General features: G+C 67.8%; 15 protein-coding genes. 9 read left to right on the forward strand and 6 right to left on the reverse strand.

Features of this window, described 5'->3' with window-relative positions; all coding sequences use genetic code 11:
• Positions 1 to 51 precede the first annotated feature (51 nt).
• The 3 genes from MT490_RS16145 to MT490_RS16155 are packed head-to-tail and all read right to left on the reverse strand — an operon-like array spanning position 52 to position 2089.
• Positions 52 to 405: a hypothetical protein gene (locus MT490_RS16145; RefSeq protein ID WP_297389985.1), complete on the reverse strand. Its 354-nt coding sequence runs from the start codon at positions 403 to 405 to the stop codon at positions 52 to 54.
• Positions 402 to 749 carry a hypothetical protein gene (locus MT490_RS16150; protein ID WP_297389988.1) on the reverse strand — a complete coding sequence of 116 codons (348 nt, stop codon included), beginning with the start codon at positions 747 to 749 and terminating at the stop codon, positions 402 to 404. Before MT490_RS16150 ends, MT490_RS16145 begins: the two co-directional genes overlap by 4 nt.
• Before the next feature lie 20 nt (positions 750 to 769).
• Complete coding sequence (locus tag MT490_RS16155; RefSeq protein ID WP_297389991.1) at positions 770 to 2089, reverse strand: replication-associated recombination protein A; 1320 nt, start codon at positions 2087 to 2089, stop codon at positions 770 to 772.
• Between the two features lie 462 nt (positions 2090 to 2551).
• Here MT490_RS16155 and MT490_RS16160 point away from each other — a divergent pair, with 462 nt between their 5' ends.
• The 3 genes from MT490_RS16160 (at position 2552) to MT490_RS16170 (ending at position 5141) form a co-directional block, all read left to right on the forward strand.
• Positions 2552 to 3151 carry a PadR family transcriptional regulator gene (locus MT490_RS16160; protein ID WP_297389994.1) on the forward strand — a complete coding sequence of 200 codons (600 nt, stop codon included), beginning with the start codon at positions 2552 to 2554 and terminating at the stop codon, positions 3149 to 3151.
• A 31-nt stretch (positions 3152 to 3182) separates the two neighbouring features.
• Positions 3183 to 3506, forward strand: a complete 324-nt coding sequence (locus tag MT490_RS16165; protein WP_297389996.1) for a DUF2218 domain-containing protein — start codon at positions 3183 to 3185, stop codon at positions 3504 to 3506.
• A 114-nt stretch (positions 3507 to 3620) separates the two neighbouring features.
• The gene (locus MT490_RS16170; protein WP_297389999.1) at positions 3621 to 5141 is read left to right on the forward strand and encodes a tryptophan halogenase family protein; all 1521 of its coding nucleotides are present in this window, start codon (positions 3621 to 3623) and stop codon (positions 5139 to 5141) included.
• Positions 5142 to 5323: 182 nt separating this feature from the next.
• On the opposite strand, the gene MT490_RS16175 is transcribed toward MT490_RS16170, so the two are convergent.
• Positions 5324 to 6532 carry an alginate export family protein gene (locus MT490_RS16175; RefSeq protein ID WP_297390004.1) on the reverse strand — a complete coding sequence of 403 codons (1209 nt, stop codon included), beginning with the start codon at positions 6530 to 6532 and terminating at the stop codon, positions 5324 to 5326.
• A 195-nt stretch (positions 6533 to 6727) separates the two neighbouring features.
• Complete coding sequence (locus tag MT490_RS16180; protein ID WP_297390007.1) at positions 6728 to 8092, reverse strand: cation:proton antiporter; 1365 nt, start codon at positions 8090 to 8092, stop codon at positions 6728 to 6730.
• Positions 8093 to 8297: 205 nt separating this feature from the next.
• Here MT490_RS16180 and MT490_RS16185 point away from each other — a divergent pair, with 205 nt between their 5' ends.
• Genes MT490_RS16185 through MT490_RS16195 form a run of 3 tightly spaced genes read left to right on the forward strand, consistent with a single transcriptional unit; the run spans position 8298 to position 9425 of the window.
• On the forward strand, positions 8298 to 8537 hold the full coding sequence (locus MT490_RS16185) for a type II toxin-antitoxin system Phd/YefM family antitoxin (RefSeq protein WP_297390012.1): 240 nt from the start codon (positions 8298 to 8300) through the stop codon (positions 8535 to 8537).
• Positions 8537 to 9034 (forward strand): PIN domain-containing protein, encoded by a 498-nt coding sequence (locus MT490_RS16190; protein WP_297390030.1) that lies wholly within the window; start codon positions 8537 to 8539, stop codon positions 9032 to 9034. Before MT490_RS16185 ends, MT490_RS16190 begins: the two co-directional genes overlap by 1 nt.
• A gap of 52 nt (positions 9035 to 9086) precedes the next feature.
• Positions 9087 to 9425, forward strand: coding sequence for a PilZ domain-containing protein (locus MT490_RS16195; RefSeq protein WP_297390015.1), 339 nt, complete (start codon positions 9087 to 9089; stop codon positions 9423 to 9425).
• 200 nt (positions 9426 to 9625) lie between these two features.
• On the opposite strand, the gene MT490_RS16200 is transcribed toward MT490_RS16195, so the two are convergent.
• Entirely contained in the window at positions 9626 to 10777 is a 1152-nt protein-coding gene (locus MT490_RS16200) for a glycosyltransferase family 1 protein (RefSeq protein WP_297390018.1), read from the reverse strand.
• 152 nt (positions 10778 to 10929) lie between these two features.
• On the opposite strand from MT490_RS16200, the gene radA reads away from it, so the two are divergent.
• The 3 genes from radA (at position 10930) to MT490_RS16215 (ending at position 13395) form a co-directional block, all read left to right on the forward strand.
• Positions 10930 to 12297 (forward strand): DNA repair protein RadA, encoded by a 1368-nt coding sequence (gene radA, locus MT490_RS16205; protein ID WP_297390021.1) that lies wholly within the window; start codon positions 10930 to 10932, stop codon positions 12295 to 12297.
• 64 nt (positions 12298 to 12361) lie between these two features.
• Positions 12362 to 12736, forward strand: a complete 375-nt coding sequence (locus tag MT490_RS16210; RefSeq protein WP_297390024.1) for an endonuclease domain-containing protein — start codon at positions 12362 to 12364, stop codon at positions 12734 to 12736.
• Positions 12737 to 12834: 98 nt separating this feature from the next.
• Entirely contained in the window at positions 12835 to 13395 is a 561-nt protein-coding gene (locus tag MT490_RS16215; protein ID WP_297390026.1) for a lipocalin family protein, read from the forward strand.
• The last annotated feature ends 155 nt before the right edge of the window (positions 13396 to 13550 follow it).

Raw genomic sequence — 13550 nt, forward strand, 5'->3', positions numbered from 1 at the left:
CCGTCAGGCTTCGCCTGCCACCTCCCCCTGGCGGGGGAGGATAATCCAAAGTCACGGCCGCGCCTCCATTCCCGCCGCCGCGCGCTGCTTCTGCGAGGCGCGGTCCCACCAGGCGCGCTCGATCAGCAGCTTCATCCGCTCGGGATCGGCGCTCGCTGCGTTGACCAGCACGGTGGGCCAGCCCTCATATTGCGGAGTCTGCCAGAAAGTATCCGGATCGGTTTCCTTGAGCACCACGATCTCCTCGCGGGTGGCGCGCAGGACATAGGTGCCGGGCGCGCGACCCTGGGAGACGATCTGCTGGCCGCGGACCTGCGGCGAGACCGATCCCTTCGCGCCCACGCCCATCGTCACGCCGGGGAGCGTGAGCGCATGCGCGACGGCCTCGTCCCAGGAGAAGCTCAAGGTCGCTCCGCCATCCCCGCCGCGATCCGCTGGGGCTTCTTCGCGCGGTCCCACCAGGCGCGCTGGATGTAGAGCGCGATCCGCTCGCGGCTGGCGGTGCCGTAGCGGACGAGGAGCATGGGGTAATTGGCGTAGTGCGCGGTCTGCCAGAAGGTGTCCGGGTCGGTCTCGAACAATATCTCCTTCTCGGGATGCGTGACCATCAGCGCGAAGCTGCCTTCCTCGCGGCCGGGGGACATGAAGCCCTTGCCGTTGATCTTGGGGCAAGGCGTGCCCCACCATTTCTCCATCGCCACATCGGGGAGGGTGCAGGCATAAGCGCAGGCGTCTTCCCAGCTATCCATTCTCACCTCCGATAGGCGGCTCACCCATCCCGCCGCTTCTCGCGCATTTCGTTCCACCACGCGATGCGCTCGGCGATGCGCTTCTCCATGCCGCGGTCGGTGGGGGTATAGAAGGTCTGCGGCGCCATCTCCTCGGGCCAGTAATTGTCGCCCGAGAAACCGTCCTCGGCATCGTGGTCGTAGGTATAGCCCTTGCCGTAGCCGATCTGCTTCATGAGCTTGGTGGGGGCATTGAGGATGTTGGCCGGGGGCATCAGCGACCCCGTCTCCTTCGCCGAGCGCCATGCCGCCTTCTGCGCCGCATAGGCCGCGTTCGATTTGGGCGCGGTGGCGAGATAGAGGCAGGCCTGCGCGATCGCGAGTTCTCCTTCCGGCGAGCCGAGGAAGTCGTACGTGTCCTTGGCGGCGATGCACTGGACGAGGGCATTGGGGTCGGCGAGCCCGATATCCTCGACCGCGGCGCGGGTGAGGCGGCGGAGCACGTAGAGCGGCTCCTCGCCGGCGGTGAGCATCCGCGCGAGATAATAGAGCGCGGCCTGCGGATCGCTGCCGCGGATCGACTTATGCAGCGCCGAGATGAGGTTGTAATGCCCCTCGCGGTCCTTGTCGTAGACCGCGACGCGGCGCTGGAGGAAGTCGCCGAGCGCCGGCGGATCGAGCGGCGCCTCGAAGGTGACCGAGAACAGCGTCTCGGCCTGGTTGAGCAGGAAGCGTCCGTCGCCATCGGCGCTGGCGACCAAAGCGTCGCGCGCCTCCGGCGTGAGGGGGAGGGGGCGCTCCTCGAGTTCCTCGGCACGGTCGAGCAACTTGCACAGCGCCTCATGGTCGAGGCGGCGGAGGATGAGCACCTGCGCACGGCTGAGGAGCGCGGCGTTGAGCTCGAAGCTCGGATTCTCGGTGGTGGCGCCGACCAAGGTGACGGTGCCGTCCTCGACATAGGGCAGGAAGCCGTCCTGCTGGGCGCGATTGAAGCGGTGGATCTCGTCCACGAAGAGCAGGGTCTTGCGGCCGAGCCGGGCATATTCGCGCGCCTCGGCGAAGACCTTCTTGAGATCGGCGACGCCCGAGAACACCGCCGAGATCGCGACGAAGCGCAGGCCCACCGCGTCGGCGAGCAGCCGGGCGATCGTGGTCTTGCCCGTGCCCGGCGGCCCCCAGAGGATGATCGAACTGAGCTTGCCCGCGGTAACCATGCGGCCGATTGCGCCCTCGGGGCCGGTGAGATGCTCCTGGCCGACGACCTGATCGAGCGCGCGCGGGCGCAGGCGATCGGCGAGCGGGCCGGCCGTGGGCGCTTCGGCGGGGGCGGGTTGTTCCTCGGTCGCGAAAAGATCAGCCATCGCAGCGATAGATAGGCCGGCGCCGTGCGCTTTTACACCGGCGAAATGGGGTGCGGTTGACTCCGCTTGACTCGATTCACAGTGCATGGCGAACGCTCCCCTCAGAGCCCGACGCGGAAGCGACCGCGACGCGACCCGCACGCGCCGCTTCCGCCACACGCGCGCGCCTCCCACGCGCCTCCCATGCGTTTCGTGCGCGCCCTTTCCGCCACGGGTACGCGCCAGCCACGCGCCGGGTACGCGACGCCGACGCGACACCTGTGCGCCAGACGCGCGACATCTGCACACCATCGCGGGACGCTCCATGCCAAAGACCATGAAATTGCGCATGCTTTCGCCAAACCCATCCCTGGATGATTTGGAACAATCCATGAACATTCCCTACAAGTCAATTTCAGGGCTTGCGAACGACACGTTAAGATATATCTTAGACGCATCATGAGTCGCACAGGAGTTTACGAGATGCGCTTTCATCACTTTGGCCGGCATGGCGGCCAGGAATGCGGCGGCGGACGCGGCGGCTGGGGCCGTCGCCATTGGGGGCCCTTCACGGTCGAATGGGACATCGGGGTCGGCGGCGGCCGGGGTCGCGGCGGCGGTCGCGGTCGGCGGATGTTCGACGGGAGCGAGCTGCGGCTCGTCCTCCTGAAGCTGATCGAGGAGCAGCCGCGCCACGGCTACGACCTGATCCGCGAGATCGAGGAACGCTCGGGCGGTGCCTATGCGCCCAGCCCCGGCGTGATCTACCCGACTCTGACCATGCTCGACGACATGGGCCTGGTCGAGGCCAAGGCCGAGGGCGCGCGCAAGGCGTTCGCCATCACCGAGGCCGGTGCGGCCGAGCTCGCGGAGAAGGCAGAGGAAGTCGAGGCGCTGTTCCAGCGGCTCGCCGAGCTGGGCGAAGAGCGCGCCCGCCACAGCGGCGGCCCGATTCGCCGTGCGATGGGCAATTTGCGCGCCGTGTTGCAGGAGCGACTGGCCGGTTCGGAAGTTGATTCCGAGACGCTGCACGAAGTCGCCGCCATCCTCGACGAGGCCGCGCGGAAGATCGAGCGGCTCTGAAAGTGCCGCGACTGCACAGGAAGGAAGAGGTATGACGATCACCACTGCGACCGCATCGGCACTGGTGCCGACTTCGAGCGCGAGCAAATATCTCCAGCAATTGTGCAAGCATTGGCAGCACAATCTGCAGGTCGAGTTCACGCCCGAGAACGGCACCGTGATCTTCCCCAGGGACGCGCGCGGCGCGAACCATCCGGGCGACGCGGTGGTGACCTTCAACGTTGCCGAAACCGGCCTCGACATCCGCATCGACGCCTCGTCCGACGAGCAGCTCGAAGGGCTGAAGGGGGCGGTGGCCCGCCACCTCGACCGCTTCGCCTTCCGCGAGGCGCCGCTGGCGTTCGACTGGCAGTAACTGCTGTGAATCCTCCCCCTGGCGGGGGAGGATTGAAAGGCGTCGCGTGTCTGAATGTCGATACGCGCGAGTTCTCCGGTTCACGCCGCTGCTCGACTGCGCTAGCAAGCAGCAATGCCGGAAAAGCGGGGGATTCTTGTTGTCGGGGGAGGCACGGCGGGGTGGCTCACCGCTGCCTATCTCGCGCGCTTCTTCGAGGGGCGGATCGCGATCACTTTGCTCGAATCGCCCGAGATCGGCATCATCGGCGTCGGCGAGGGGGCCTTCCCCACGATCCGCTCGACGCTGAAGTTCCTCGGCATCGACGAGACGCACTTCATCCGCGCGGCCTCGGCGACGTTCAAGCAGGGCATCCGCTTCAACGACTGGCTGCACGCCCCCGAACCCGGCGGCGCGCGGCACCATTATCTCCACCCGTTCGAGGCGCCCTTCTACACCGAAGGCGCCAGCCTGGTGCCCTATTGGCTGCTCCAGGACCCGGCGACCCGGCCGCCCTTCGCCGAAGCGGTCACCATCCAGAACCGCGTCGCCGAGGCGCAGCGCGCGCCCAAGAGGCCGGGCGAGGGCGACTATGCCGGGCCGCTCAACTATGCCTATCATTTCGACGCGGCGCGGCTCGCCCAGGTGATCGAGGCGCGCGCAGTCGAACTCGGCGTCCGGCACTTGCGCGGCCGGCTCACCGATGCCGAACTCGACGCGGACGGCGGCATCGCCCGCATCCATACCGCCGAGCATGGCGCGCTCGAGGCCGACCTCTATATCGACTGCTCGGGCTTCCGCGCCGAGCTGATCGGCAAGGCGCTCGGATCGCCGTTCAAATCGGTCAAGCACCAATTGTTCACCGACCGCGCGCTCGCCTGCAAGATCCCCTACGATCGCCCCGACGCGCCGATCGCGAGTTTCACCATCGCCACCGCGCACGAGGCCGGCTGGACCTGGGACATCGGCCTCGAAGGCGCGCGGGGGATCGGCTGCGTCTATTCGAGCGCGCATATGGACGACGATCGCGCCGCGGAGATCCTGCGCGCCTATGTCGGCCATGACGATTACCAAGCGCGGATCATCCCGTTCGAACCCGGCTATCGGGAGGCGCAATGGGTGAAGAACTGCGTCGCGGTCGGCCTGTCGGGCGGGTTCCTCGAGCCGCTGGAATCGACCGGCGTGGTGCTGATCGAGGCCGCGGTCGGGATGATCGCCGAGCTCTACCCGCATAACGGCCCGGCCGACGCGCCGGCGAAGCGCTTCAACCAGCTTATCGCGGCACGCTACGAGAACATCATCAGCTTCCTCAAGCTGCATTATTGCCTGAGCCGGCGCGAGGAGCCCTTCTGGCGCGACAATGCGGACCCCGCCTCGATCCCCGAGGCGCTACGCGCGCTGTTAGACCAATGGCGCTACCGCCCGCCGAGCCGCTTCGACTTCATCCTCGATCTCGAGAGCTTCGCTTTCTTCAACTACCAGTACATCCTCTACGGGATGGAATTCCGCACCGACCTCTCCTCGGGGCGCGGCGACTTCCCCAATGTCGAGGCGGCGGAGAAATTGTTCGCGCGCATCCGCACCTTCAGCGAACGCGCGACCGCGGATCTGCCGACGCACCGGGCGCTGATCCGGGAGATCAATGCGGGTGCGTAGCTGGGGGGTAGGTGGCGGAGGTGATAGGTACCGTTCTCCTTCTCCCCTTGTGGGAGAAGGAAGGGGCCCGCTCGCGAAGCGAGTGGGAAGGATGAGGGGGATGTGAGTCTCACTCCCCCTCACCCTTCCGCCGACTTCGTCGGCTCCCTCCCTCTCCCACAAGGGGAGAGGGAGAGATGGCCTTACAGACTCCAATCCAGCTGCAGCCAGAACTTGTCGGTATCGGTCGCGAAGGCATCGGCCTTGTAACGGGCATAGCGCGCCGCCAGCGTGTAGCGGCCGCGTTTCACGCTCGCGAGCAGATCGAGCTCGTCGCCATAATGCTGGTCGAGCCGGTCGCTGTCGAAGCGGTGCCAGGTCGCGCCGAGATTGATCGCGTCGAACGGGCCCGCCTTCTTCCAGCCATGGCCGAGCGTGCCGTAGAGATCGCGCAGGCCGTTGGCCGGCGTGGTACCGAACTTGCCCGCCCAGCCGTTGAACTTGAAATAGGAGGCGAGGGGCGTCTGGACGCTGGCGAGCGCGACCCCCTGATCCGCCCCGAGCACTTCATGGCCGATCGTCGCGGTCAGCCCCTTGGCGGTCAGGCTCGCTTCGCCCAGCCAGTAAGTGGCGGCATAGTCGTTGGGATTGCGGTGCCAGTCGCTCTGCCGCGCGAAGCTTGCGACATAGCCGAGCTTGACGTCCTTGCCGATCGGCGTGGCTCCGGCGAAACGCACGCCATAGGTCTGGCTCGACAGGCGGAAGCCCTGCACCGCGGCGCTGTCCTGGTCGACCAGATAGGCGAAGCCGCTCACGGTGCCGAGCTTGGTCCCGTAGCTCACCAGCGCGAAGACATTGTCGCCGCCGATCGCGGTCGGTCGCGCGCCGGTGCCGTTGCGGCCGTTTATCGTGCGCACGCCGCGGGCGTAGCTGAGGTCGGCGCTCAATCCCTTGGGCGTGCCGAGCTGGAAGCGCACCGCGTCGAAGGTCTGCTCGTTCTGCCGCCATGCCGCGGGCCCGACGAAGCGCTCGTCGGCGAGCGCGATCCGCTGGCGTCCGGCGGTGAAGGCCAGCCCGTCTGCACCGGCATAGCGAAGCTGCGCGCGGTTGAGCTCGATATTCTCGGGATCGACCACCAGCGGCCAGGCGGTCTTGCCGTTGGTGCCGTCATTATAGTCGCCGGCGAGCGCCACCACGCCTTCGCCCTCGATCAGCGCCGACCAGCCTTTCCAGCTCGCCGTCACTCCTGGCCGTACCCGCAAGGTGACGGCGTCGGCCTCGCGGGCCAGTCCGTCCTGGTCGACATGTTCGTAGCGCAGCCGCACCTCGGCGCTCGGCGTGAGTTTGACTTCCTGGGCATGCGCCGCGCCGCAGGCCAGCAGCCCCGTGGCACCGGCAAATATCTGTTTCATGATCTTCTCCCCGAGAGACCAGGTGCCAACCCCATCTTCCTTGATGGGAGGGGAAGATGACCTCTCCTAACAATGCTAGCGGTGGAGAGATCGTCCCAACCAACCCTCCCCTATCAAGGGGGACGGGCATGGAATGTGATGTCGGTCAAAAAGAGCCCGCCCCGCGATGCGCACGGGGCGGGCGTCAGGAGGAACTCAGGCGGTGGCGAGCTTGTGGTCGATCGCGTCGAGCTCGCCGGTCTCGCGGGCCTTCTTGCCATAGACGACCTCGAACAGCGGGGTCGCCATCACGGTGGTGATGATCGCCATCAGCACCAGCATCGAGAACAGGGTCGGGCCGATGATGCCCTTCTGAAGGCCGATGTTGATGATGATAAGCTCCATCAGCCCGCGCGAGTTCATCAGCGCGCCGATGCCGAGCGCGGTGCGGTTGTCCTCGCCCGAGAGGCGGGCGGCGGCCCAGCAGGCGCCGAACTTGGCGAGCACCGAGACCGCGAGGATGCCGGCGGCGATCAGCAGCAGCGACACCGAGTTGACCATGTCCATCCGGGTGTTGAGCCCCGAATAGGTGAAGAACATCGGCAGCAGCAGCACCACCGCGAGCGGCTCGACCTTGCGCTTGAGTTCCTCGACGAACAGCCCGCGCGGCATGCACACGCCGATCAGGAAGCCGCCGAAGATCGCATGGATGCCGATCGCGTCCATCAGGAAGGCCGAGAGACAGAAGAGCAGCATCGTGATCGCGAGCACCTGGGTGCTCATCTCGCCGCGCGCCTCGACCGCGCGGCCGAGCGGCGCGAGCAGCTTGCGCCCGAACAGGATCATGAAGCCGGTGTAGAGAACCGCGCCCACGATCGCGATCACCGCGACGCCCGGGCCCGAGCCGAAGGTGGCGAGCACCAGCGCCAGCACGCACCACGAGGCGGCGTCGTCGAACGCGCCGGCGGTGAGCGTCAGCGTGCCGAGCGACGAATTGGCGAGGCCGCGCTCGTTGATGATGCGCGCGAGCATCGGGAACGCGGTCAGCGCGATGCAGGCGCCCATGAACAGTGTGGCGTTGCCCTGGCTGATCCCCGGCGCGAAAAGCCCCGGCACGCCGAGCAGCAGGGGCGTGATGAGCGTGGCGAGCAGGAACGGCGCGGCGATGCCGGCGGCCGAGACGGTCGCGGCGCTCTTCGCCTTGGACTGGAAATGGTCGAGCCTGAGCGTGAGGCCGACCATGAACATGTAGAGCCCCACGCCGAGCTGCGCGCCGACATAGAGCACGTTGCGCGTCTCCTTGGGGAAGATCGCGTTCTGGAGATCGGGGAAGAAGAGGCCCAGCAGCGACGGCCCGAGCACCACGCCCGCGATCATCTCGCCGACCACTTGCGGCTGCTTGAGGAACTTCTGTCCCAGCCAGCCGACGACGCGGCAGGCGAGGATGATCACCGCGAGCTGGAGGAAGAAATGGACGCTGAAGTCCGCCGGCGAGTAGCTCTTCACGGCGTTCACGGCCGGACCGTGCGGATTGAGCACGTCGGTCAGTGCGAACCAGGCATTGTCTAACAGATCAAGCATAAACCTCCCCCGAAAATCCCTCCGCGCGGCAGCTTGCGTGCCTCTCGCGAGGTCCTAGGGAGCGCGGCGGGCGGGGGTCGCGCAACTGCAATCGATGCAGGCCCCAGCATTTTTCCGGCCGGGATGACGTTTCTGTTGCACGGGGCGCACAGGGTAGTAACGTACCTACCTGACAACGCGGACAAGATAGCGACGTAGGTACCAAATGAAGGTGATCGGCAGCCGCGAATTCAACCAGGACGTGAGCGCCGCGAAGCGACTCGCGCGGCTCGAACCCGTGTTCGTCACCGATCGCGGGCGCCCCACGCACGTGCTGATGAGCATCCAGACCTTCCGCCAGATGAGCGGGCAGCGCGAGAGCATAGTCGACCTGCTCGCGATGCCCGCCGCGCCCGATGCCGAGCTCGGCCCGGCCGAGCGCTGGGACCGGCCCGAAAGCTGGTGATGTACCTGCTCGACACCCCCATCGTCTTCGAGCTGCGGAGCGCGCGCGGCGGCCATGCCGAGGCCGGGCTCGCCGCCTGGGCCGCGGGGGTGGCGCGCGAGCGGCTGTTCCTCTCGGCGGTCAGCCTGGTCGAGCTCGAAGCGGCGGCGGCGCGCACGGCGCGCAGCGACAAGGCGGCAGGCACGGCGCTGCGGAGCTGGATCGACAACCAGGTGCTGCCGGCGTTCGAGGGGCACATCCTGCCGCTCGACGCCGCGGTGGCGCGCCGGCGTGGCCAGCTTGCGATGGCCGAGACGCGCGACGCCCTGTTCGCCGCCACCGCGCTCGAACATGGCCTCACCCTGGTCACGCGCAACCTGGCCGCGTTCAAGGGGGCGAAGGTCAAGCTGTTCGATCCCCGCGGCTATCAGGCCGACGGGCTCGAGGAGGACGCCGACTGGCGCGCCGCGGCGCGCAACGGACCGCTCTGGCTCCGCAACCTGTTCGTGCGGACCTGATCGAACTTTCTTAACCTATGTTGCCTAGCCTGGTGCCGCAGAGGTGAGCAGCATGTTCCAGGCGGTAGTGGAATTGGTGCCAGGCGCGCGGGGGTTGTCGCTCGCGTCCCACGCCGATCGTCGATCGGGCGATCGCACGCCCGCCGATATCCAGGCGAGCGTCCGAGCGCGCGGAAGCAGCCTGCGCATCCGTGCCGAGGTCGTCGACATCTCCACCGACGGGTGCAGGATCCACACCACCGACTATGCCGTGGGCGACGATGTCCTCATCGCGCTGGCCCACCTCGCGCCGATTTCGGGGCGCATATGCTGGGTCAGGGAAGGCGCGGTGGGCGTCCAGTTCGGCACGCGGCTCCATCCCTCGATCGTGAGCCATCTCGCCTCGCTCTGAGGCGAAGCCGCCTTGGGTTATTCGACATTGAGGCGCTCAAGGCCTTTCAATCCTCCCCCGCCAGGGGGAGGTGGCACGCACAGCGTGACGGAGGGGGCGGAATCACTGGGCTCCATTGGAGAGTACGCTGCTTACCTCCCCCTCTGACACCTTCGGCGCCACCTCCCCCTGGCGGGGGAGGATTTGAATGTCGATTCGATCTAGGCCCGCCGGCGTTCCATCACTTCGAGATAGGTGTCGACCACCTTCTGGTTGATCGCATCCCATTGGTACGTCTGCGCCTTCGCGTGACCCGCGGCCCCCTGCGCCTTGTGGAGCCGGGGATCGTCGACGAGGCGCGCGATCGCGTTGGCATAGGCGTTCACGTCGCGCGGCGGGACGAGGAAGCCGTTGACGCCGTCCTCGATCAGGTCGACCGCCCCCGTCGCCCGCGCGGCGACCACGGGGACGCCGCAGGCCATCGCCTCGAGCGTCACGTTGCCGAAGGTCTCGGTGACCGAGGGGTTGAACAGCACGTCCATCGACGCGACCGCGCGGCCGAGATCGTCGCCGCGCTGGAAGCCCGCGAACACCGCCTCGGGCGCGCGCTCGGCGAACCAGTCGCGCGCCGGTCCGTCGCCGACCACGAGCACGCGGTGCGGCACGCCGCGCTCGCGCAGCACGCGGCAGACATCGGCGAAGATGTCGAGGCCCTTCTCGAGCACCAGCCGGCCGAGAAAGCCGATCGCGAACTCGTCGTCGGCGATGCCGAGGCCGCGGCGCCATTCCAGGTCGCGGCGGCTGGGGGAAAATCGCGCATGGTCGACGCCGCGCGACCAGATGCGGACCGGCTTGGTCACGCCCCAGGAGCGGATCAGCTCAGCCATGGACTCGCCCGGCGTCACTACCTGGTCGACGCGGTTGTAGAAGCGCGTGAGCCCCTTGATCATCAGCGGCGCGAGGAAGCCGATGCCGTAATAGGCCGGGTAGGTCTCGAAGCGGGTGTGCAGCGAGGCGACGGTCGCGATGTCGCGATCGCGCGCCCAACTCACCGCGCGGTGGCCGAGTATTTCGGGTGCCGAGACATGGACGAGGTTGGGCTTGAACGCGGCGAGGTCCTCGCGGGTAACGCGCGGCAGATGCCAGGCGAACTTGTACTCGTCGCGCCCGCCCGGGATCGGCAGCGCGGGCACGCTCACCAGGTCGCCGACCGGCGGGAAGGCGGGGGTGTCGGTGGTCGGCGAATAGACCCGGAGGGTCACGCCCTGGCGCAGCAGATAGTCCGCGAGCTTGTTGAGCGCCTGGTTCGCGCCGTCGCGCACGTAATTATAGTTGCCGCTGAACAGGGCGACGCGGAGGTCCGACGCTTGCATTGCCGCGCGCGATAGCCGGGGCGGGGCAGGGGGGCAAGTTTGGGGGGGCCGGCACGGGGCGGCAGCAGCGTCTTGTCGATCCGCGCCGCCACGCCGAACGCATCCGCCGAATTGCGGTTGTTCCCGTCCTGTTCCTGCGCTAGCGTGCCGGCATGGCGAAGCCGAAGAAGCGTTATGTCTGCCAGGCCTGCGGGTCGGTGTCCTCGCAATGGGCGGGGCAATGCGCCGATTGCGGCGACTGGAACACGTTGGTCGAGGATGCCGGCGGCGTCGTGACGCCCTTCCAGGCGAAGCACAATCTCCAGTCGGGCGGGCGTGCGATCCAGCTGGTCGGGCTCGATACCGATATCGCATTGCCCGAGCGGATGGCCACCGGGATCGCCGAGCTCGACCGCGCGCTGGGCGGCGGCTTCGTCGAGGGGAGCGCGACGCTGATCGGCGGCGATCCAGGGATCGGCAAGTCGACCCTGCTGCTCCAGGCCGCGGCGAAGCTCGCGAGCCGGGGGCTGAGCGTCGCCTATGTCTCGGGCGAGGAGGCGGCGGACCAGGTCCGGCTGCGCGCGCGGCGGCTGGGGCTGGGCAATGCGCCGGTGCAGCTCGCGGCGGCGACTTCGGTGCGCGACATCCTGACCACTTTGGGCGAAGGCGCCGCGCCGGCCCTGCTGGTGATCGATTCGATCCAGACGATGCATTCGGACCTGATCGAGGGCGCGCCGGGCACGGTGAGCCAAGTGCGCGCGAGCGCCGGCGAGCTGATCCGCTTCGCCAAGGAGCGCGGCACGGCTCTGGTGCTGGTCGGGCACGTCACCAAGGACGGCAGCATCGCGGGCCCGCGCGTGCTCGAGCATATGGTCGACACCGTGCTCGCCTTCGAGGGTGAGCGCAGCCACCAGTATCGCATCCTCCGCGCGGTCAAGAACCGCTTCGGCGGGACCGACGAGATCGGCGTGTTCGCGATGGCGAGCGAGGGGCTGAGCGAAGTCGGCAATCCCTCGTCGCTGTTCCTCACCCATCGTGACGAGAATGTCAGCGGGACGATCGTCTTCCCCGCGCTGGAGGGTACGCGCCCGGTGCTCGTCGAGGTGCAGGCGCTCACGGTGCGGCTGGCGAGCGGAGCGACGCCGCGGCGCGCGGTGGTCGGCTGGGATTCGGGCAGGTTGGCGATGATCCTCGCGGTGCTCGAGGCGCGCTGCGGGCTCAGCTTCTCGGCGTGCGAGGTCTATCTCAATATCTCGGGTGGCTATCGGGTGCAGGACCCGGCCGCGGATCTTGCGGTGGCGGCGGCCCTGGTCTCGGCGCTCGCCGAACGGCCGATGCCCGCGGATGCGGTGGCGTTCGGCGAGGTCGCGCTGTCGGGCGAGGTGCGGCCAGTGGCGCACGGCGCGCTCCGCTGCCGCGAGGCGGCCAAGCTCGGCTTCGGCCGCGCGCTCGCCCCGGCGGCGCAGGCCGAGGCAGGCGGGCTGACGCTGGCGGGGTTCAAGTCGCTCGGGGCGTTCGTGGATCACCTGCTGGGGCGGTGAGCCAAAAATCCTCCCCCGCCAGGGGGAGGTGGCAGGCGAAGCCTGACGGAGGGGGAGGACGGCAATGCGCTTGGAAGGCTCGGAACCCAGTCGGCGCCGCGCCAAGCGCCTGCGCAAGGAAATGACCCCGCCCGAGATCGGACTGTGGCTCGCGCTCCGACGCAACGACGTGGGATTGCGCTTTCGCAAGCAGCATGGGGCCGGCAGCTATGTGCTCGACTTCTACTGCGCGCCGGCGATGTTGGCAGTGGAGGTGGACGGTGAGGCACATGCTTGCGGCGATCGGCCGGCCCGGGACGCTGCCCGTGACGCTTGGCTCGCAACGCAAGGCGTGCGGATGCTGCGCTATCCGGCGCGCGAAGTGCTGGCGAATGTAGATGGTGTGGTCCGGCAGATCGTGGCGATAGCGATTGGGCGGCGGGATGGAGCCTCGGGCTGACTGGCGTCCGCCCCCTCCGTCGCCTTCGGCGCCACCTCCCCCTGGCGGGGGAGGATTGATTACTTTCATTTCCCCTTCCCACATCGCACAATGCCGATATGAAGCAATCGACCGCGATCAAGATCGCCACCGGCGTCGCCGCCGCCGCCATCGGCGGGCTCTTCCTCTATTCGCGGGCGACGCGGCCGCCGGTGATCAACCCGCACGTGCCCGAACCCGCCAAGCCGGTCGATCTCGCGCGCTATCTCGGCAAATGGTTCGAGCTCGCGCGGCACGAGAACCGCTTCCAGAAGGGGCTCGACGCGGTGACGGCGGAATATGCGCTGGAGGACGGCCGGATCCGCATCGTCAACAGCGGCTGCCAGGGCGGACCCAAGGGAGAGCGCGGCTTCGTCGAGGGGCACGCGATCGTCGCCGACGAAGCGACCAACGCCAAGCTCAAGGTCTCGTTCTTCGGGCCGCTCTATACCGGCGACTATTGGGTGCTCGACCATGGCGACGACTATGAATGGTCGATCGTCGGCGAGCCGAGCGGACGCTATCTCTGGCTGCTCCACCGCGAGCCGAAGCCCGCGCCGGCGGTGGCGGAGGCTTTGCTCAAGCGCGTCGAGGCGCTGGGCTATGACCGCTGGGCGCTCAGGATCACGCGGCAGGGATAGTGGAGCATTTGGCCTTCAGTTGCGAACATCAAGCCCCTCCCCTTCAGGGGAGGGGTCGGGGGTGGGGCCTGTCCGTCTCACAGAGCCTTCGCTTGGGGCACTGCCCCACCCCAACCCCACCCCTGAAGGGGGGGGGCTTGATGTTCGCCACTGAA

The organism is Sphingomonas sp., assembly GCF_026460985.1.
GTDB lineage: Bacteria > Pseudomonadota > Alphaproteobacteria > Sphingomonadales > Sphingomonadaceae > Sphingomonas.